The sequence below is a fragment of the Photorhabdus tasmaniensis genome, assembly GCF_011189505.1.
Lineage (GTDB): Bacteria > Pseudomonadota > Gammaproteobacteria > Enterobacterales > Enterobacteriaceae > Photorhabdus > Photorhabdus tasmaniensis.
In genome coordinates, this window is sequence record NZ_PUJU01000010.1 from 110,140 (window position 1) to 130,406 (window position 20,267).

Sequence of the window (20,267 nt, forward strand, 5' to 3'; positions counted from 1 at the left end):
TGCTTCTGTACTCTGAAAATGATGATGGGACATCAACAACCTTAATCTATCTACTCGCAAACCGAGTTTTCTATTATGAAACTTTTTGATATTAGTAAGTTAGCTGTTATTTCATCATGTCTGGCAATCCCTTATAGCTATGCGGATGACCGCCCCATTCTTTCTCTTTCTGTCAGCCAGTCCGGTGGAAGTCAAACGACTGCCGATGGTAGTTTATCCAGAAAACCAAATAAACAGGAATCACGTGTACTTCCTCTTTGGGGTGATGAGGCCAGAGCCAGAGGTTATGACTTACCGGAGCCTTTTGGTGCCAGTTACGGTTATATGAATATGCGACAAAATATCGTCGTAGATGAAATTAAAATTATTATACCGGACACCCCTGGATTTGAAGACATACTGGGAATTAAAACAGGCAAAACCAGAGAAAAGAATGAATCGCATATGCTCAAGCTAGATACTTGGGTTCTGCCTTTTCTGAATATTTATGGCGTTTATGGTTGGACAAAGGGTACATCGAAAACCAATATTGAGGGGATCAGCTTTCTTGGTTCTACTGTTCCTGGAATGAAAGATATTCCCTTCGCACTGGATTTTAAAGGTAAAACCTATGGTGGCGGTTTGACTCTCGCGGGGGGTTACAACCAGTTCTTCGGTACGTTTGATACCAACTATACCTACACCAATTTGGATATTCTCGATGGTAAAATCAACGCCTTGGTCGTCACGCCACGTATTGGTTATGAATTTATATTCCAGCCAATCATCCCAGGGCAAGGAAATACCAAATTACAGGTATGGACCGGCGGCATGTACCAAAGAATTACTCAGGAATTTGAAGGCAATATCAGTAATCTGAATTTACCCCCCATGTTTGACAGATTGGTAAGTGCATTTGATGATTACGATAGTATGAAGTTCAAAGTAAAACAGCATGTTGCTTCCCGCTGGAATAATACCGTTGGAGCAAGGCTGGAAGTCACGCGCAATTTCAATTTACTGACTGAAATTGGCTTTAACAAACGTAACAGCTGCTATATTTCAGGTGAGTTCCGCTTTTAATGAAAATCCGCTGTACTTTATATGGGCTGGCTTTAGCCAGCTTTTTTATTTCTGATTTCTCGTATGGTCAATTGCCACTTAGCAGGGAAAAAATCGACGGCTGGCTGGAAAAATTAGGTGGCAGTAATACCTATGACAACAGTAAAGCCATTGACTGGGGCATTTTGCCTGGTCCTTTTTATACCCCTGAATTAGGTGCTGGCATCGGTGTTGCCGTCGTTGGGCTTTACCGGCCAGATGATCACGACCATACCAGCCAAATCTCTTCCCTTTCCCTGAATGGATTTGCCTCTTCAACAGGTGCTTTTGGATTCACATTTGATAACTACAGTTTTTTTGCTGATGATCAATGGCGTTTTTTTCTTTCCGGCACACTGAATAACGTTCCTACCTATTACTGGGGAAGCGGATATGACGCAGGTAAGGTAGATGATAATAAAGAAAAATACCGATCACAGGAACTACGCCTGCAACCCAGAGTGCTCTATCGGGTTGCTGATTCCACCTATTTGGGCGCTGGCTGGGATTTTTCATCGCTATACGCCAAAAATCCTGATAATGGCGCGAAAAAACTATTCGCCGCAGAAAAGGACGGACAATCCATATTAAGTTCAGGTGTCAGTGCCTATTTCAGTTATGATACGCGTGATTTTCTGCCTAACGCTCATCGGGGACAAGTTCTTGATCTTACCCACACCCATTTTTCCCCGGCATTAGGCAGTGACCGCCGGTTTAACACCATTGATATGCAATACAGCATCTATTACCAATTAAATGAAAAATCAGTACTGGCATTCAATAATCATGGCCGTTTCGCTGATGGTCAAGTGCCGTGGAATAGGCTGTCGATGCTAGGTAGCAGTAACCGGATGCGCGGATATTATGAAGGAAGGTACCGGGACAAAAATGTTATCAGCACCCAACTGGAATATCGACGCAAACTGGACTGGCGACACGGATTTGTCTTGTGGGCGGGAGCTGGCACCATGAGCCATTACGCCGAAGATATTGGCTCAGGAAACTGGCTCCCCACCGTTGGGGCAGGATATCGCTTTGAATTCAAACCTAAAATGAATGTAAGACTGGACTTTGGGATCGGTAAAAAAAGCAACGGATTTTATTTTCAGGTGGGAGAGGCTTTTTGAAATTGCGTTTATGGATTGCTGCTCTAACTTTAGTTGCAGGATGTCAGGGAACTTTTTCACCAATTGTTCCAGTACAACCTGATCTCAAGAGTGAAACAACCGCCGAAGCAACCCGTGCATGGCCTGCTCTTGACCCAATCCGCTCTCCCGAAGGATTAAGAGCCTGCTGTGCTTTTGGTTATGATTTGAAAACACAATTATTGGCTATTCCAGTCCCTTTTTATCAAATAGCTAATGTGCTGGATGCCGATGATCTTGGCGAACATCATTATAACAATAGCTTTTTTGGCACCGTCGCTTCATTAACAGGAATCAGTAATGAAAAAGTAGGAATAATATATACTCGCAGAGGTGGATTCATTGATATTTCCCATGTGCGGGATACGGCTGATAATGCCGTTTTTCTGTTCAGCCAAATTTGGCCTCGTCTTGGGGAAGAGTGGCAAATAAAATTAGGCAACGAATTAGCATCACGCCGCATCCAGTTTTATCAATTCACACCACCAACTGCGATCGAACAACGTTATACCCTAAGTGCTTATCTGGCGGTAAAACTGGCTTTTGAACTTGCCGCATGGCATGAAATTGCCCAATGGTATGGTTACCAATCTGTACCGGGGTTTTCTGAAAAAGTCTCTGCGTTTTCTCCTGAAGATCTCTACTCTAATTTGCTGGGCGCGCGTCTTTCCCTTTCATTGATATTGGCAGGACAAGTACCTTCAATGAAGCAATACCGCTTATCAATGCAAGCTATTTTGCCGCCTGCACTGCATGAACTGAAAGCCCTCTCCTCTGATGAAACCCGGAAAATGTTTGAACAGATCGATGGTATCTGGTGGGACAGTAAACGTCGTGTGCCTGATAAGCGCTTAGTTCTTCAACGTGATTATCATACTCACAGCGATCGTACACCGAATAGGGTACCGTCAGAGCAGCAATATCCACTCAGGCTTACTTTGCCACAACAATATTCTGGCTACATATTATCTGAATTGGCCGAATTACAATTGTGGCCCAGCCACCAAATGAAAGAGCTTCCAGTGCCAGAACGCTACTGGACTGTTCTTGATTTCCCACAATTAGCAGAAAAAGCGAAAGAGCAGCAAGAAAATTATTGACCCATATATTTTTACTAACTGCTCCTCTTCACAAAGAGGAAAAAAACCTTAGATTACTATTTCTCAAATAATAATCCCATTTAACTATAATTGATTATTATCATAATGTCACATCACAATATAAAATCAACATCATCTATAATAAAAAAACCATACCAATCACAGTCAACAAAGAAAAGCTCGCATTAACAAGACATTATTTCATAAGATAAAAAAATCGTATTGAAATATTTACAAAGATAAAAATCCAATAACCAGATGATATAAAATAATTAATATTAAACAACATTTAAAAAATAAATAAAAAAATCACAAAAACATTAACTAACAAAACAAACACAAACACAAACACAAACACAAACACAAACACAAACAGAAATAAAATGCAAAAATACCAAAACAAACAGATTATAATTCCGAAATATATTCAAAAATAGAGTATTTTTGTTACTTTTACGATGTAAAAAGAGGTTTATTCTTAATTTGACTTAAATAATGCAAATGCCTTCTTAAATAAATCAAACCTGTCTATAATGTATATTCCCTAGTTATAAACATGCATGAACAATATCAGCTGCATCTAAGTAGATAAAATAATAAGTTACATTATAAAAAATTAAATTCACTCAAGCCAGCTTAAGTTACCGAGTTATTTTCAACCATATAATATATTGATTTTTATTTTAAACTTATAAAATCAAACTCATTCTATAGATAGATACAGGCATTATTTTTAAATCTTTCTAATGTATTAGGGGATTCAGGGCCCCTATCTTTGCCCCCTGATAAGATCAATTAAAGATATCCCTACTCCTGGAGAGGAAAAATGAATAAACTAGCATTATCCACTGCCGCCGCGCTTATTTTTACAGGCTCTGCTGTTGCGGCTGATAATTCTGCCGGCGGTACATTACATTTCTCAGGTGCAGTTACTGACGCCACTTGTACTATTAACGGTGGTGTCTCAGCTAATCTGACAATAGTATTGGCACCTATCTCAGTCGCCCAAGCCGGACAAAAAGAAGGCTTGATTGATTTTGGTAAGAAAGCGTTTTCACTGGAATTTTCTAACTGCCAGTCCAATGCAGTTGGTTTCGACCCAGCAACCTCCATGTTGAAAATCCACTTCTCATCAGCACACGCCATTGCTAACGATGGTAAATACCTGATGAACCAAGAACTGAATGCAAGTGGCAAACCTAAAAACGTAGGTATCGCCATTGCTAAATATGCAGAAGAAAATACCCCGATCATACTGAATAAAGCTTTTGATACAGGAATCAAGGGCTCTACTCCAGCGCCTGAAATTATCGATTTCTATGCGAAATATTATAAAGTAGGCACTGCTGATGCGGAACCCGGTAAAGTAATAACAACGGTGACTTATCACGTTGCTTATTTATAATCATTTACTACAACAAATAAAGCCTATTTATCCAAATAGGCTTATTTACTTTGACGAAAATAACGTTATGAAGAAATTATTTCTAGCTACATTATTCTCGGTAATAGCTTTATCTGCACATGCCAATATCGTTATTAATACAACCCGGGTTATTTATCTGTCCGGTAATAAAGAGGTATCTGTTCAATTATTAAATACAGGCGATCAACCTTCTCTGGTACAATCCTGGATAGATGATGGCGATCCTAATTCAACACCAGAAACAGCTAAAGTCCCCTTTCTGCTCACTCCCCCAGTAGTTAAAGTTGATGGCAATAACGGCCAGCAATTGAGAATAAAGCACACTAATAGCACCCTACCTACTGATCGTGAATCGCTATTTTATTTAAATGTTCTGGATATTCCCCCCATTGCAGAAAACATTGCCGATAAAAACGTCATGCAGATTGCTATTCGTACCCGGATCAAATTTCTCTACCGGCCCGAAAAGCTCTCTATTTCACCTCAACAGATCGAACAGCATGTTGCATTAAAACGCGATGCCAACCAACTAAAATTGGAAAATTCATCACCCTATATCCTGAATATCGTCGGTCTTAAATCTTCCAATACGCAACCTAATTTATTAAACGAAGGAACCATCATCAAACCGTTCTCTTCTCATTCATTCAGTACCAATGAAAAAGTAAAAGCAGGAGACAAATTAATTCTGGCTATTGTTGATGATTTTGGTGCTATAAATAAATTAACTTTACCATTTCAACAGTGATATTACTGGCATAGCATAGAACATGATACGAAAAAAAGTTAGCCCGTTAACTCTGATCATCACCACTATCCTGTATACAGATTGCTTATGTTATGCCGCAACATTTAATACTAGTTTTCTGGCCGGCGAATCTGCAAAAGCGGATTTATCCCGATTTTCTGCTGCTTCAGGACTCCCCGCCGGCCACTACGATATTGATATATACCTGAATAATGATTGGAAAGGACGATTTGATATTAATATCCAAAACGATGGCAAAGACATCTACTTATTAACGGAAGATCTGCCGAGACTGGGGATAAAAATTGATATAAATCAATTAACAACAGAAAATTTATCTAAAGGTGAAGTTCTTCTGACTAAAATAATACATGAGGGAAAAGCTAATCTTGATGTTCCTAAACTCAGCCTGCATCTGGTCGTTCCTCAAGCTTATATTAAAAATGAACTGAAAGGTTATATCGATCCTGCCTTCTGGGACAGAGGAATTCCAGGCGCAATGCTTTCCTATAATGCCAACTATTACCATACTCAAAACAGGAATAAACAGAACAGTCACTATGAGAATGAAGATAATGCTTACGTGTCACTTAATAGCGGTTTGAACCTATTTGGCTGGCAATTACGTGATCAATCCTCTTATTACTATACACGTTCAAGTGGCAATAAATGGAATCATAATACCCGTTATCTGCAACGGGGCATTTCATCAATTAACGCAGAACTTCGCATTGGTGATAGCTATACATCAAGTGATCTATTCGATTCTTTCCGTTTCCGGGGTATCAACCTGAAAACAGATATGCGCATGTACCCCGATGCCTGGCAAGGGTTTTCCCCTATCGTCCGGGGAGTTGCACAAACTAACGCTCTGGTAAAAATCTCTCAGAATAATATTGTTATTTATCAAGGCAATGTACCACCTGGCCCCTTTGCCATTGATACTATTTTACCAACAGGTTCGGGTGGAGATTTATTTGTCGAAGTCACAGAAGCGACAGGGCGTACCAACAGCTTTACCGTTCCCTTTTCATCTGTTCCTAATATGATGAAAGAAGGTCTTGGCAAATACGATATCAGCGCAGGTAAAACACAAATCGCCAATAGTCGTTATAAACCAAACTTTTTCCAAGCCAGCTATCAATATGGCTTTAATAATGTCCTGACAGGTTATACCGGCACCATCATCAGTAAAGATTATTACTCATTGCTGTTAGGCAGTGGTTTTAACCTACCAATTGGCGCTATCTCACTTGATATTTCACGATCCAGTGCCAAATTTGATAATAGCCCAACGATGAAAGGCCAGAGCTACAAAATGTCTTATAGCCGCTATATTCCACAAACAGGAACGAATTTCTCTCTGGCAGCTTATCGCTATTCAACTAAAAACTATCTGAACCTGATCGATGCCATTAATCTACATGACTGGATAAGCAACGGATATAACCAACAATACTATTCTCACCAGAAAAATACCTTCAATATCAATTTGAACCAGAGTCTTGGTAACGGTGCGGGTTCACTTTTTCTTTCAGGAACATTCCGTGATTATTGGGGAACAAAGAACAAAAACAGAGAGTATCAAATGGGGTATTCCAACAGTCTGGGGAAAATCAATTATACCCTGACGGCAAGCCGTGTCCGATACAATATCAATGAAACAGAGAATAAAGAGGAGCAGCGCTATTATCTGACACTGTCTGTTCCTTTTGAGCTGTTTGACTCTCCAGCCTATCTGACAAGTAATATCTCAATCAATGACAAGCATTACAACAACAGTGACTTGGGATTGAGTGGCAGCGCAGGCCAGAACAACCGCCTGAATTACCACGTCAATATTTCAGATCAGAAAAGTGGTTCCACAACAACCAGTGCAAATCTGACCTATAAAACATCCGCTTCCACACTGAATAGTTCTTATAGCCAATCCAAGGATTATCGCCAGATGGGGATGGGTGCAACAGGCAGTTTAGTCGCTTACCGGGGTGGAATTCTAGCCGCAAATCAAGTTGGGGAAACCTTCGCAATCATTGACGCACCAGGCACCGTTAACGCTTCTGTAAATGGTGATAAAAGCATGGTAACCAATAACAGCGGTAAGTTGCTGATACCTTATCTTTCTCCTTACCGTAAAAACGCCATCATGCTCGATACCAGTGAAGTACCAGAAGGGGCGGCTGAACTTATCGGTAACATCAGAGACGTTGCGCCCTATTCCGGTGCCATTACCCATCTCGGATTTAAAACAGACCAGCGGAAAATTTTTATTTTCTACGCCACTCAAACCAATGGTAAACCTCTGCCTTTTGGTACTGAAATTGTCGATTCAGAAGGTAACAGCCTGGGATATATTGGTCAGGGTAGTATGGTTTTCCTGCGAGTAGAGAAATTACCACAGCAAGTTTATGTCCGTATCGGTCAGTCAGGCGAAAAGAGCTGCATAATAAACAATCCACAACCTGAAATGGATTCAACCGCCAATATTTGCCATTAGGGGAAAAAATAATGAAACTTAAGCTATTGTATCTGACGGCTTTAATTACTCTGGGTGGCAGCAGTATCGCTTATGCGGACTGTAAACCCAATCATGCAATAACCGCACCGGCAATCACAATTAATATGACAGATAATCTCTATCTGAACAGTAATGAAACTTGGCTATTGCACACCCGGTATTCCGGCTATTTTACATGTACTAGAAACGCATTATGGAAACAAAACTCCGTTGCCAATGGTTCTCCTTTTACCAGAAACAAGGTTGTTTTGGGATTCAATGGTGGTAAAGATTATGTAGAAGTGGCTATCACAGATCTTTCTCCCAGCGGTACTATTAGTCTGGGAAACAGTAATATGACATATCCGGCCAGCAAATTACAGGCACAATTTACGCTTAATGTTAAGCTACTGAATGGCAGACCCGGCGGTAATAATATTCACGTCTTTTCCGGCAATAATGCAACATTAAAAACAGCTGTTATTGCAATGGACACCACTAATCTAGGGATCCTTGACGCCATTGTTCGTTTTGCTACAGATTTCCTAACCTTTATGCTCACCTGGGTGTGGCCAACTCATTCTGAAGATATCTATTATCAACCGGTCACCATGATTTTTGATCGTCAAGAGACAACTTGTAACTTCTCAAATGCGGGATTAACCGTGAATCTGCCGAAAGTTAACCGCACGGCACTACTTAACGGAACAAATAGAGGAGAAACACCTTTTACACTCAACTTTGCCTGCGATTATCTCAAAAACGGTAAAACCTCACGTTCAGTTAAAGCCTACCTAAGCAGTAATAATTTACTACCAAACGACAACCAAACGTTAATTGATAGCAAAGCAGGTGCCGCTAAAGGCGTTGGTATCCGTGTCTCTCAACAAGGTAATTCAACACCCATAATTTTCAGCGCTTCGCAATCTTCCTCTCGCGGAGCAACAGAGTTATTCAGCAAAAATGCCGGCAACGTTATCGATAAACACTTTACAATCGATTTTAATGCTTACTACCACGTTTATGATCCCCAAAACATCATAGCAGGGGAATTGAAAGCAACGTCTGTTCTGAACTTTGAATACAATTAACCCGAAGGCAAGGGAAATGTCCTCTATATCTCTCGGCTCAACCAAAAATTTATGTTTCAATAAGTAATAATGTGTAACAAAGTGTTTCTGAAAGAAAAGCTATTTACATTTACAACTTACTCAGAACTTATGTAACATAATGATAATTATAATATTAGATAATCACGCATACTCACTTAATTTCCTAATAAAGTGGTACGATTATCTGAAAAATAGAAAAAAACATATCATCATTTACCAAAAGTATAAAAAAACAATACAAAATCTATATCTTTAATTTTTATTTAAGACATGAAAAAACTCATAAAAACCTTTACATTTAAATATATAAAATGGATAACAATCAGGCAAAAAAACAATACAAATAATAATGAAAAAACATAAAAAAACATAAAATTAAACATATTAAAAATAAAATAATCAGTTTAAAATCAAAGGTATAAATAAAAAATAAAGAGATAAAAAAACAAGTCATTAGACATTGACATATTTATATTCAACACAAAAATATAATAAACACAAATTATTCGTTCGCAAAAAAATATAAATTATATTCAAAAAAACACTACCGATATAAAAACCAAGAGATAGATATTTATATTATAGACAAACAAATCATTAAAAAACCATTATTTTCATATATCCCTATATTATTGTGTTATATATAACATCTATCCAAAACAGATAATTGTAACACATTGTTACTTATTTTAACTTAACATTCAGAACCATATCGAATATCCTGCATCGCGCCAAACCAATGATAATGGGTATATTATAAAATCAACTCAAATCTGACAGATACAGCTCAACTTTAACTCACAGAGGAAAAACCATATCGGTAACAGGTTATCTTTTTATGAAAATGATACTTATTCTTATAGCGGCAATATTAATATCAATTAGTTTATTACTCGCTGCGGTGTTTTTACGATTGGCAGTACTGTAAATAAATGGGATCGAACTGAGTTCAATAATTTTGGATACTCTACCAGCTGGTTTACAGATCATTTTTCTTTTAGAAAAAATCTCTCAGGCATGAAATGAACAAAACAATCATTATTATACCTGATGAATAGCCCGGTTCAGGAAAGCAACGTTTTGTACAACAATGACAGATAACCATCTATAAATTAATAAAAAACTATAGAATAAATTAGCAAAATAACAACTTTCATTACAGAAAATAAATTTATGAATTACTAATAACTCTGGCTATGCTGGATTTATTTTGCTAGCATTAGGTTGTTTTTTATTCAGAGCAAACGAGGAAAAGCAATGCCCTCTCAAACGACGAGGACAACTGCCATCTTCGCTTTCTTTATTTCACTATTGTTTTCCGCTTTTAGTCACGCATCAACCAGCACCGCTAAAAGCATGGAGTATTCTCACAATGGCGCACAAAGCAATTTGCCAGATTTGCGAAAATACCCTTCGGGCATCCCACGTAAGAAAGCGTTTTTAAATGTAGTTGTCCCTGTAATTGATAAACACAATCAACGAATTATGCAGGAACGGAAATGGTTACTGGAACACCAGAAAGCCAAACATTGGTCCACTCAGGATATCAGGTTCCTGCAACGTATTTGCAAAAACTACAACGTGAGCTGTAGCAGCTCGCCTAAAAAAGTTAACTGGAACAAGCTACTGAGCCGTGTTGACATCATCCCAACCCATTTTGTCGCAACTCAGGCGGCAACAGAATCTGGTTGGGGAACGTCTAAACTTGCACAACAAAATAACAACTTGTTTGGTATGCGTTGCGGTAACAACTGTAAGAAGACCCGGGGTAAGATAAAAGGTTATTCCTCCTATCCGACTATCAATGATTCTGTCGAAGCCTATATGAGAAATATGAATACCCATAACGCTTATGAATCATTACGTGTTTCACGCGCTAAACAGAGGAACAGCCAGGAATCGCTGAATACCAGCAAACTGATTGATAATCTTGAAGGATATTCACAATTAGGTTCTACTTACAACAGCTACCTGCATAAAGTGTTTAACAGCAACAAAGGGCTTATTACCCAAGCACAAGAGTTCGCTAAAAACGACCATAACGAAGGTGTCAAATAAGTATGAACCCACAGATATAGCCCCAGAAGCCAAAATTATCCGTTTCATAACAAAGGTATGAAGCGGATGATTTTTTACGTTCACCAACATGTCTTTCTCATTGATAGAATATTTAGATTAGATATTATAATATCGCTCATTATTACCCTTGTATTGCGACAAGATGATGAGCCAGAGTTTAATATGAATTTCTTTTCTTTTGAGTTTCTTGGGTCCTTTGTTGGCCTCTTTCTCTTGTATTGGATGCTACAAAAAAGCGCGAAAGCACAAAACTACTTGTTGATAATCGCAAGTTATCTGTTTGTCTTTTCTTTTAATCCACTTTTCGCCGGCATCTTATTTGGCTATACGCTATTTATCTATCTTTTAACAAACATAGCTGGCAAATTTCTATCCGACCGTATCACATTTACCATTCTGACGATAGGTATTCTGGGATGCTTCACTGCATTCAAATATTACTCTTTCTTTCAGGAAAGCCTGCAACAAGCGTTTGCCAAATTTGGTTTATCCATAGATTTACCCATACTAACATTACTACTGCCTTTAGGTTTATCTTTCTATGTATTTCATTCCGTCAGCTATGTCGTTTCTGTCACAAGAAAAGAAATTCCCCAAGCATCATTCCCTGATGTCGTTTTATACCTCTGCTTTTTTCCCAGTATTGTTGCCGGACCAATAAACCGAGCTAAAGATTTTTTACCCCAAATACAGATTTCATCAAGAGTGATCATTGAACCATCAAGAGCAATATTGCTGATTGCACTGGCAATAACTAAACTATTCCTGTTCAGCTCTTATCTATCCGAAAATTATGTAAACCCAGTTTTTGATGACCCTGCCAGCTACAATGCCGGGCAAATCCTGGTTGGTATTTATGCCTATGCCTGGCATATCTATTGTAATTTTTCTGGCTATACCAATCTTGTTACCGGGTTAGCGCTACTCCTCGGATTCAGGGTACCTGAAAACTTTAATGCCCCTTATCTGGCGGAAAACTTACAAGCTTTTTGGCGCCGTTGGCATATTAGTTTATCTGAATTTATCCGTGATTATGTCTACATTTCTTTTGGCGGTAATAAGCAAGGATTTATACGTAAAAATCTTAATTTGTTTGCCGCTATGGTCATCTCCGGTTTATGGCATGGTGCCGGAATTAACTTCATTATCTGGGGAGCTATTCATGGGTTAGGATTAATTATCCTCAATGTTAAATATCAGTTATTTTCTTCAAAAAACAAAAAAAACGAAAACACGCCCAAAAATCCAGTAACCTCATTTTTATCCAGAGTGACCACTTTTCACTTTGTCTGTCTGGCATGGATTTTCTTCCGTTGCCCTACTCTGGATGATGCCCTGACATTATTAAATCAATTGATATCAACAGATTTATTTCACTCGATAATAGCCAACGGTGGGTTGTTACTGATGTTCTGGGGACTCTTTATTATTTATCCGTGGCTGATTAATCTAAAAATAGCCGTTGGGAAAATTCATTCTCAGATTTCATGGAGATACTACCCAATACCATTAGCGATTATTCTGACTTTAGTATTTATGCTTTCACCACAAGGAATGCCAGGATTTATCTATGCTAATTTCTGAATTCAAATCCAATTTAAAAACTGCCGGGCAAGTCATTTTTATCGTGGTATTAACCAGTCTACTGTTAATCTGGCTGAATCATCGTTCACTGGATAGATTCTGGCAACAGAAATACCACCAGCAAAGCCTGTGGGCAGCCTTACAAGGTAACCCACTCTGGGATTTAGGGGATAATCTGGAACAAGGCCTACTCGCTGCGGGAGAAGCGTTCATCTTACATACTACCGGCAATAACAGTGACAATTATCAGCCAACTTCCTTGGAAGCGAATATCATCCTTCCCGCAGGTTTTCAGATCGGGCTGAGACTCCTAGGTGGTTATACCTCTCCTATAGCAAATCTTCCGGCAACTTTCCCTGAATTATTACAAAAATCCCCTCATACTAATTCTGTCGGTTCATCGGTGTTCCACAATTCAGGCAATAATGTTCATTCCAGTCTAGTTATCACCAAAACCAATGTGACGCTGACAGCCAAGGATAAAGTGCTTTTTACCGGAGACTCAATGATGCAGGGCATTGCCCCCCATCTGAAACGTCGGCTCTATCAGGATTACGGTATTGCAAGTATTAATCTCAGCAAACAAAGTACTGGGCTTGCTTACCCCGGTTTTTTTAACTGGCCGGAAACTATCAATAAGGCATTGGAAGCTAACCACGATATCAAGCTGGTTGTTATCTTCCTGGGGCCAAATGACCCCTGGGATATGCCACCAAAACATGGAAGCACCTACCTGAAATTCGCAAGTCCTGATTGGGAAAACCTCTATCGCCAACGTATCGACATGATCCTTACCGAAACAAGTAACCACGGAGCTGATGTTATCTGGGTTGGCCCTCCCAATATGCGACAGAAAAAACTCTCTGCTAATATGGAATATCTAAGATCATTGTATCAATCAGAAGTAGCGAAAGCCGGGGAAATCTACGTTTCTGTTAACGACATTTTTAAATACCATACGGATGATTATTCTGATTATATTGGTGACAATAGTAACAAAATTAAACTCAGAAGCGGCGATGGTATACATTTTAGCTTGAAAGGCCAGCAAACTATCTCGGACAATATATTCTCATTGATTGAATTTATTCAGGAACCAGCCAAACATAATGGAAAGACTTAAACAACTCCTGCGGCGATATCACTCTATCGGCCTTGGTCTGGTCATCACGCTCTCTTTAAGTCTGATATCATGCCATAAACAAAAGCCAGAACCATTGTCAACGCAACAGTCGGCAAAAGCAAACCAGCAGTTAACAGACTTTGGTGAACCCAATCTCACTTTACTGGTAGATAAACTTCACAACAGCCGTCATAATCAACTGCATTTTGTTCAAATAGGTGATTCCCATACTGCCGCAGACTTTTTTACTGGCAAACTCCGCTCTTTATTACAACAACGTTTTGGTGATGCCGGTATTGGCTTTATCAGCCCAATAAATGTGCCCGGCCAACGTAGCTCAATAATCAATATGACAGGCAATAAGCGACAATGGGAACTCACGACCAGTCGCAAAGATAATCGGCCCGATTTCCCTCTCGGTGGTGCAATTGCAGAGCCCGATAGCCAAACAAGTCAATTAACGTTGGCGCTGTTTTCACTATCTCGTGATCGCTATCAACTTAAAACGTTATACCAAGCAACGGATGATTCTCAAATTCTGGTTCAGTCTGCAACCAAGAGAATACTTAAATTACCCGTAACTCACGGTCAATGGCAATTTTCCACTGAAGAATCGATCACGTTCCCGGTTAATATTATGGCGATACAGAATAATCAGTTAAAATTAGGCGGTTGGTTTATCAAACGGAAACAGCCAGGTATTATGTTGTCCGCTTTAGGTATTAATGGTGCAACTATTAGCATGATGGATAAATGGCAGCCACAATGGATGAATACATTAGCGCAAATGCACCCCGATATGGTGATCCTTGCTTATGGCACTAATGAAGCATTTAATGATTCTCTAGACTTATCAAATTATCGTCAGCAACTGGAAACCAAGATAAAACAGATCCGTCATCAGTTACCACAAGCAGTTATCCTTATTATTGGCCCAGGTGATTCCTTGCAAAACAGTCAAGCAGCGAATTGTACAACTCAACAACCCGCAATGTTGAATGATGTCATCCGTATTCAGCAAGAAGTCGCTCAGGAACAGCACACACTATTCTGGAACTGGCGTGAATATATGGGAGGAAAGTGCTCAATTAGAGGCTGGGTACAACAAGATCTTGCTCGCCCAGATTATGTTCACCTTTCAGCCACCGGTTATCAGCGCAGTGCTGAAGCTTTATATCAGCAATTAATAAATGTTCTCGATCAATAAGCAACAATGAAGCTTCATTGGGAATCGTACTAAATACCAATAATGAAAAATAAGTTTACACCATCTATAACACATAGCGTTAAAAAGAGTATTTAAAATATGACTTTTTTAAGAAAGTATCCCAGAGGTTCTGTAAGAAGATTCATTTCCGGTTGGAAAGAATGTAGTTTTGAACGTTACCAACAAGCCTATTCTCTTTATGGAGGTGGAATATCTACTCATCCCAATATTGTAAATTTTTTAAACAAAAAATCTGGGAATGGTTTCATCTTTTACGTTAAAGAAAACCCAAAAACAGAAAACGTTATCGAAGGTGCATACTTTACATGCAAAGATCATCATCTGGCAGCAAGTCATCAAAACAACTACCACTTCTTCACTTATGATGAAATTATCTTTCCTATCGCCAAACATCTAAAAACCATAATCCCAGGGAGATCTAAAACCATATCGCTCCTGCACAAAGAAAATTTTATCAACGTTTGCTATGGGCGGTTAAACAAACGAACAGTCTGTCTTGCTAAAGAGAATTTTTCTTATAAAACAAAAAGAAATCGAAGTAATGAAATTAACAAATTTAAACGTTCTGGCGGGGAAATACATCAAATTAACGATTTTACCTGTCAAGAGTTCGTCGATATTTACACGACACTGTACGAAAAACGCTGGACATATAAAACGCATAATGAAGAAGAGAAAGAAAAATTAATTGAATTATATACTGAACTCAAACAACATCTGTACGGGAATGTATTAACTATCAATGGTGCCCCGGTAGCCTACGATCTCGTCATAAAAGCAGACAGTCCCCAGTGGATTTCATTTGACGCAGTAGACGGTGGACTCGATCCCGAACATTCCGATCTCAGTGTTGGCAGTATTTTAATGTGGTTAAATATTCAGAACGCTTCAAATCTCTGCCAGCAACATCAAAAAACGATGCGTTATTCTATTGGCAGACCTTCTCTTACCTATAAAGATCGCTGGTGCAATCGTCATCCATTAGTAAGAAGCTTATTCTAGTTTCATCAATATCTTTAACACAACTAACCTATAATGGCCGTTTTCATAGAAAACGGCATTAATTCAACACCCCAAAAAAGTACTTTACGTTTTAGCTGGTAACATCTTCATTCTTATAACAGCACCTTAAAAATTCAGAAGGGCCATTACATCATGGCAAAGAAAATCATCCCAACAGCAGCTCCCGTTGTGCCAAGAATAGTTTCCATAATTGACCAAGTTTTCAATGTTTGAGATTCTGTCGCGCCAGTAAATTTACCGAACAACCAAAAACCAGAATCATTAACATGGCTCAATATCAGAGATCCCCCCGCAATACAGATTGAGAGAGCTGCAAGTTGGGCCCCAGAATACTCCAATACATCAACAACCGGCAGAATCAGACCAACAGTTGTCAGGCAAGCAACAGTCGCAGACCCTTGAATCACACGCACTATACCAGCAAGGATAAAACACGCTAACGCAATTGGTAGGCCCGCACCAATCAATGCATCCCCCAACGCCGGACCAACCCCAGAATCCACTAGCACTTGTTTGAATACACCGCCTGCCCCGGTAACTAACAAAATAATTCCAGCAGGCTGAATAGCCGAAGAGCAAATATCCATTACTTTTTCTTTACTCATCCCACGACGAATTGCCAAACCATAAATGGTAATCAGACAAGCAGCCAGAATCGCAGAAAATGGATGACCGATGAATTTAAGCCATAAATACAATTCAGAGCCTTGTTCAACAAAACGCTCACCAACAGCCTTTAATCCCACCAAACCCAAAGGGAACAAAACCAGCGACAAGCTCAAACCAAAAGAGGGCATCGTGCCTTGACCAAGACTTGGTTCATTTATATCAGCGGGTAAATCCAAGGTAACATATTCACTAACAAAACTACCAAAAATTGGGCCAGCCAGTAACATCCCCGGAATCGCTGCACTGATACCAATCAGGATCATCCAGCCAAAATCAGCATTCATCTGTGAAGCCAACAACATCGGAGCTGGACCGGGTAACAGAAACGCTGTGGCTGCCGCAACACCGGCAAACAAAGGAATAACCAGTTTCACTACGTTACCGCCAGTACGGCGCGCGACTGCAAACGCCACACCAATTAATAAAACAATCGCTACATCAAAAAAAAGTGGTAAAGCACAAACCAGACCAGCGATCCCCAATGAATAATGAGCACGGCTTTCACCAAAACTATTTAGTAATTTAATCGCAATCTGATCCAGCGCACCTGTTTCATGCAGAACCTTACCAAACATCGCTCCCAGTGCGACAACAATTGCCAGAAAGCCTAATGTTCCGCCCATTCCTTCTTGCATTGTTTCGGTAATTTTATCCAATGGCATACCAGAAAAAACACCCGCCCCCATAGATACCAGTATTAACGCAACAAAAGCATGTATTCTGGCCTTCATCACCAAAAACAGCAGTAAAAGAACAGAGCCAACTGCTGTCAGCACTAAGGTTAAAGTACTCATTATTTTTCCCCTGAAATGACACTATTAATTATTCTTATTGAGTGATTAATCACTTCATCAAGAGACGATCTAATATCAATCAGATAAACATCTTTTTCATCTCTACCCGGTTCTTCTAATGCCTCAAATTGAGACACCAGCATTTGAGGTTTAAAGAAATGATCTTTACGTGCTTTCAACCGATTTTCAATTAAATCAAAGTCACCTTTCATATAAAGAAATGACAGATTCTTATTATTATCACGCAGCATATCCCGGTAATGCTTTTTTAACGCAGAACAAACAATCAGGGAAACTGGATTTGTGCGTTGCATAGCAAAAACCGCATCATTTAGTGATTTCAACCAAGGCTTACGATCTTCATCATTCAGTGCATAGCCTTTAGCCATCTTATTAATGTTAGATCTCGGGTGTAAGAAATCACCATCCAAAAAAGCGGAGTCCAGTTTATAAGCCACAGCATTGGCAACAGCAGATTTACCACTGCCTGATACCCCCATAAGCACAAAAACGTGATTCGAATGCTGGGTATCTCTCATATAAATTCCTTAGCGCAGATATTTCACCCACAAAATGTTACCGGTAACTGTTATCGGTAACATTATCAGAAGTAGAAGTAAACTTCGCAACAACACGGAATATTCAAGAAATGGAAATGTGATGTTTTTCACAAATTAATTCAAAAAATGTAAATCCAGTTGACCGATTAAATACTTTCTCCTAAGGATAACTGAAAACCGATATCGATCATTTTCTGTGGTAAATGTTCACCTTTCAGCCGTGCCATCAATAATCCAGCAGCTTTCCGTCCCATTAAGTCACGAGGTGTCAACACACTGGCAAGTTTTGGTGTCATCACCTGACCAACATCGTGACCATGAAAACCAGCTATCGCAATATCATGCGGTACAGCTATCCCCTGACGTTGACACTCAAAAATTGCTCCGATAGCGAGGTCATCATTGGTACAAAACAGGCCATCCACATCAGGATACTTTGTTCGTGCTTCATTCAGTAGTTTGCCCCCTAAGGTGTAAGAAGAGCTGTCAGGTGTCATAACCTTACCTGGCTTTAAACCTACGCTTTTCATTGCAGCTTCATAACCTTCCAGGCGAATAATGGTCCTTTCATCCTGCCTTGCGCCAAGATAAATCACCCGCTGGCAACCACGCTCAATCATTGCCATGGTCATCTGTCGGGCTGCTTCAAAGTTATCAATACCGACTGCCGTGTCGATACAGGGAGAAACACAGTCCATCAGCTCAACGACAGGGATCCCGGCTGTTTCCAGCATCTTCAAAGTTCGCGGTGTGTGAGTACGTTCAGAAAGAATCAAGCCATCAATATTGTAGGAAAGCAGGGAAATTAAACGTTCTTCTTCCTTCTCTGAATGGTAACCATAGTGAGCCAGCATGGTTTGATAACCATTACGATCTGTCACATATTCGATACCACGGATAACTTCCGCAAAAACCTGGTTAGTCAAAGAAGGCAACAAAACACCGATAGCATGACTAGTAGAATTAGAAAGAATATCCGGAACTCGGTTCGGGATATAACCTAATTCATCCAAAGCATCAGCTATTTTCTTTCGCAATTGCTCAGAAACTTGTTCAGGGTTACGCAAGAAACGACTTACTGTCATTTTTGTAACACCAACACGATCAGCCACATCTTGTAAAATAGGACGTTTTTTCTTCATATTTCAATACAATACAAAATTAATAAAAAAGTTTAGGATAATAAACACACCGCTATGACATATTTATACACTATCAGAACACGCTTTTTTTGAGTTTAGTCTGGTAGTGGAACAGTGATCCCGATTTATTATCTATTCAGACTCTGTAGGATGATTTCCAATCAAGATATAATGTGAAATACAACGATAACACTTATCTACAATTCCAGCAAAAATGTAAGATTCAACAGGCAATGTTTTCTACAGTATTTGTCAGTTTATCCCAGATAAGACTAAAACACTAAATTACTGATTAACCTGCTGCCACTGGCATTATCAGGGCGAGAGCATGAACGTTCTTTACTCTGAAAAAATAATATTTTTTAGCAAAAATGTCTTTATTTTGTATAAAAATAAATATATCTGTCTGCATCAAAACCGTCATTTACCCACATTAAAAAGAGCATTCCGGCCAGAATATCAGTCCGTACTAATACAACTGTATTTCTAAATACTATTCTAACTAATCATACTGATGATAATATTTTACATAACCAGAATAATGACAAAACTGATTATTCCGGTTTTGGTTGTGATGAAAATGGAAAAATAAGTAATTAATTATCGTCTAGGACTGATTACAGTTTCTTTTCTATCAGCTTTAACATGCTGGTTTAAGTTATTTTTTATGTCTGCTACTGCTATAGCGTATTTTGATTATTAACATACTGATGGGCTACCTGTTGCCAAAGCGGCATATCCATCAGATGAAAAACTGGGGTCAGTCAGTCAATAAAATCATCCCCTAAAACGCAAAAACCCCCAGCTGACGCTGAGGGTTTCTACTTAAGATTAAAGCCTGGCAGTTCCCTACTCTCACATGGGGAGACCCCACACTACCATCGGCGCTACGGCGTTTCACTGCTGAGTTCGGCATGGGGTCAGGTGGGACCACCGCGCTATCGCCGCCAGGCAAAT

15 protein-coding genes and 1 rRNA gene are annotated in these 20,267 nt (G+C 39.3%); 12 read left to right on the forward strand and 4 right to left on the reverse strand.

Annotation, left to right across the window (positions count from 1 at the left end):
- Positions 1 to 75 precede the first annotated feature (75 nt).
- From C5471_RS06695 to C5471_RS06750, 12 genes are all read left to right on the forward strand, one after another.
- Positions 76 to 1,062 carry a hypothetical protein gene (locus C5471_RS06695; protein WP_133816309.1) on the forward strand — a complete coding sequence of 329 codons (987 nt, stop codon included), beginning with the start codon at positions 76 to 78 and terminating at the stop codon, positions 1,060 to 1,062.
- Positions 1,062 to 2,207, forward strand: coding sequence for a BamA/TamA family outer membrane protein (locus tag C5471_RS06700; RefSeq protein WP_133816310.1), 1,146 nt, complete (start codon positions 1,062 to 1,064; stop codon positions 2,205 to 2,207). The genes C5471_RS06695 and C5471_RS06700 overlap by 1 nt, the downstream gene beginning before the upstream one ends.
- The gene (locus tag C5471_RS06705) at positions 2,204 to 3,325 is read left to right on the forward strand and encodes a DUF4056 domain-containing protein (protein ID WP_133816311.1); all 1,122 of its coding nucleotides are present in this window, start codon (positions 2,204 to 2,206) and stop codon (positions 3,323 to 3,325) included. The genes C5471_RS06700 and C5471_RS06705 overlap by 4 nt, the downstream gene beginning before the upstream one ends.
- A gap of 826 nt (positions 3,326 to 4,151) precedes the next feature.
- Positions 4,152 to 4,730 carry a fimbrial protein gene (locus C5471_RS06710; RefSeq protein ID WP_133816312.1) on the forward strand — a complete coding sequence of 193 codons (579 nt, stop codon included), beginning with the start codon at positions 4,152 to 4,154 and terminating at the stop codon, positions 4,728 to 4,730.
- Positions 4,731 to 4,797: 67 nt separating this feature from the next.
- A complete protein-coding gene (locus C5471_RS06715; RefSeq protein WP_133816313.1) occupies positions 4,798 to 5,499 on the forward strand; it encodes a fimbrial biogenesis chaperone in 702 nt (233 codons plus the stop codon).
- Positions 5,500 to 5,521: 22 nt separating this feature from the next.
- On the forward strand, positions 5,522 to 7,996 hold the full coding sequence (locus tag C5471_RS06720) for a fimbria/pilus outer membrane usher protein (RefSeq protein ID WP_133816314.1): 2,475 nt from the start codon (positions 5,522 to 5,524) through the stop codon (positions 7,994 to 7,996).
- An 11-nt stretch (positions 7,997 to 8,007) separates the two neighbouring features.
- A complete protein-coding gene (locus C5471_RS06725; protein ID WP_133816315.1) occupies positions 8,008 to 9,087 on the forward strand; it encodes a fimbrial protein in 1,080 nt (359 codons plus the stop codon).
- Between the two features lie 1,278 nt (positions 9,088 to 10,365).
- Positions 10,366 to 11,166: a protein bax gene (locus C5471_RS06730; RefSeq protein ID WP_133816316.1), complete on the forward strand. Its 801-nt coding sequence runs from the start codon at positions 10,366 to 10,368 to the stop codon at positions 11,164 to 11,166.
- A 183-nt stretch (positions 11,167 to 11,349) separates the two neighbouring features.
- Positions 11,350 to 12,771: an MBOAT family O-acyltransferase gene (locus tag C5471_RS06735; protein ID WP_133816342.1), complete on the forward strand. Its 1,422-nt coding sequence runs from the start codon at positions 11,350 to 11,352 to the stop codon at positions 12,769 to 12,771.
- Positions 12,758 to 13,894, forward strand: coding sequence for an SGNH/GDSL hydrolase family protein (locus C5471_RS06740; protein ID WP_133816317.1), 1,137 nt, complete (start codon positions 12,758 to 12,760; stop codon positions 13,892 to 13,894). The genes C5471_RS06735 and C5471_RS06740 overlap by 14 nt, the downstream gene beginning before the upstream one ends.
- Positions 13,881 to 15,101 carry an SGNH/GDSL hydrolase family protein gene (locus tag C5471_RS06745; RefSeq protein WP_133816318.1) on the forward strand — a complete coding sequence of 407 codons (1,221 nt, stop codon included), beginning with the start codon at positions 13,881 to 13,883 and terminating at the stop codon, positions 15,099 to 15,101. Before C5471_RS06740 ends, C5471_RS06745 begins: the two co-directional genes overlap by 14 nt.
- A 99-nt stretch (positions 15,102 to 15,200) precedes the next feature.
- On the forward strand, positions 15,201 to 16,124 hold the full coding sequence (locus C5471_RS06750; protein WP_133816319.1) for a GNAT family N-acetyltransferase: 924 nt from the start codon (positions 15,201 to 15,203) through the stop codon (positions 16,122 to 16,124).
- A gap of 146 nt (positions 16,125 to 16,270) precedes the next feature.
- Here C5471_RS06750 and gntU read toward each other — a convergent pair whose 3' ends face one another.
- From gntU to rrf, 4 genes are all read right to left on the reverse strand, one after another.
- Entirely contained in the window at positions 16,271 to 17,608 is a 1,338-nt protein-coding gene (gene gntU / locus C5471_RS06755; RefSeq protein ID WP_133816320.1) for a gluconate transporter, read from the reverse strand.
- Positions 17,608 to 18,147 carry a gluconokinase gene (gene gntK / locus C5471_RS06760; RefSeq protein ID WP_133816321.1) on the reverse strand — a complete coding sequence of 180 codons (540 nt, stop codon included), beginning with the start codon at positions 18,145 to 18,147 and terminating at the stop codon, positions 17,608 to 17,610. Before gntK ends, gntU begins: the two co-directional genes overlap by 1 nt.
- 167 nt (positions 18,148 to 18,314) lie before the next feature.
- The gene (gntR, locus tag C5471_RS06765) at positions 18,315 to 19,310 is read right to left on the reverse strand and encodes a gluconate operon transcriptional repressor GntR (RefSeq protein WP_133816322.1); all 996 of its coding nucleotides are present in this window, start codon (positions 19,308 to 19,310) and stop codon (positions 18,315 to 18,317) included.
- Between the two features lie 836 nt (positions 19,311 to 20,146).
- Positions 20,147 to 20,262, reverse strand: a 5S ribosomal RNA gene (gene rrf / locus C5471_RS06770).
- Between the last annotated feature and the right edge of the window lie 5 nt (positions 20,263 to 20,267).

What these genes read in the sequence shown, in the direction of transcription:
- C5471_RS06695 (WP_133816309.1), top strand. Translation starts at nt 76, where the DNA reads ATGAAACTTTTTGATATTAGTAAGTTAGCTGTTATTTCATCATGTCTG.
- C5471_RS06700 (WP_133816310.1), top strand. Translation starts at nt 1,062, where the DNA reads ATGAAAATCCGCTGTACTTTATATGGGCTGGCTTTAGCCAGCTTTTTT.
- C5471_RS06710 (WP_133816312.1), top strand. Translation starts at nt 4,152, where the DNA reads ATGAATAAACTAGCATTATCCACTGCCGCCGCGCTTATTTTTACAGGC.
- C5471_RS06715 (WP_133816313.1), top strand. Translation starts at nt 4,798, where the DNA reads ATGAAGAAATTATTTCTAGCTACATTATTCTCGGTAATAGCTTTATCT.
- C5471_RS06720 (WP_133816314.1), top strand. Translation starts at nt 5,522, where the DNA reads ATGATACGAAAAAAAGTTAGCCCGTTAACTCTGATCATCACCACTATC.
- C5471_RS06725 (WP_133816315.1), top strand. Translation starts at nt 8,008, where the DNA reads ATGAAACTTAAGCTATTGTATCTGACGGCTTTAATTACTCTGGGTGGC.
- C5471_RS06730 (WP_133816316.1), top strand. Translation starts at nt 10,366, where the DNA reads ATGCCCTCTCAAACGACGAGGACAACTGCCATCTTCGCTTTCTTTATT.
- C5471_RS06735 (WP_133816342.1), top strand. Translation starts at nt 11,350, where the DNA reads ATGAATTTCTTTTCTTTTGAGTTTCTTGGGTCCTTTGTTGGCCTCTTT.
- C5471_RS06740 (WP_133816317.1), top strand. Translation starts at nt 12,758, where the DNA reads ATGCTAATTTCTGAATTCAAATCCAATTTAAAAACTGCCGGGCAAGTC.
- C5471_RS06745 (WP_133816318.1), top strand. Translation starts at nt 13,881, where the DNA reads ATGGAAAGACTTAAACAACTCCTGCGGCGATATCACTCTATCGGCCTT.
- C5471_RS06750 (WP_133816319.1), top strand. Translation starts at nt 15,201, where the DNA reads ATGACTTTTTTAAGAAAGTATCCCAGAGGTTCTGTAAGAAGATTCATT.
- gntU (WP_133816320.1), bottom strand. Translation starts at nt 17,608, where the DNA reads ATGAGTACTTTAACCTTAGTGCTGACAGCAGTTGGCTCTGTTCTTTTA.
- gntK (WP_133816321.1), bottom strand. Translation starts at nt 18,147, where the DNA reads ATGAGAGATACCCAGCATTCGAATCACGTTTTTGTGCTTATGGGGGTA.
- gntR (WP_133816322.1), bottom strand. Translation starts at nt 19,310, where the DNA reads ATGAAGAAAAAACGTCCTATTTTACAAGATGTGGCTGATCGTGTTGGT.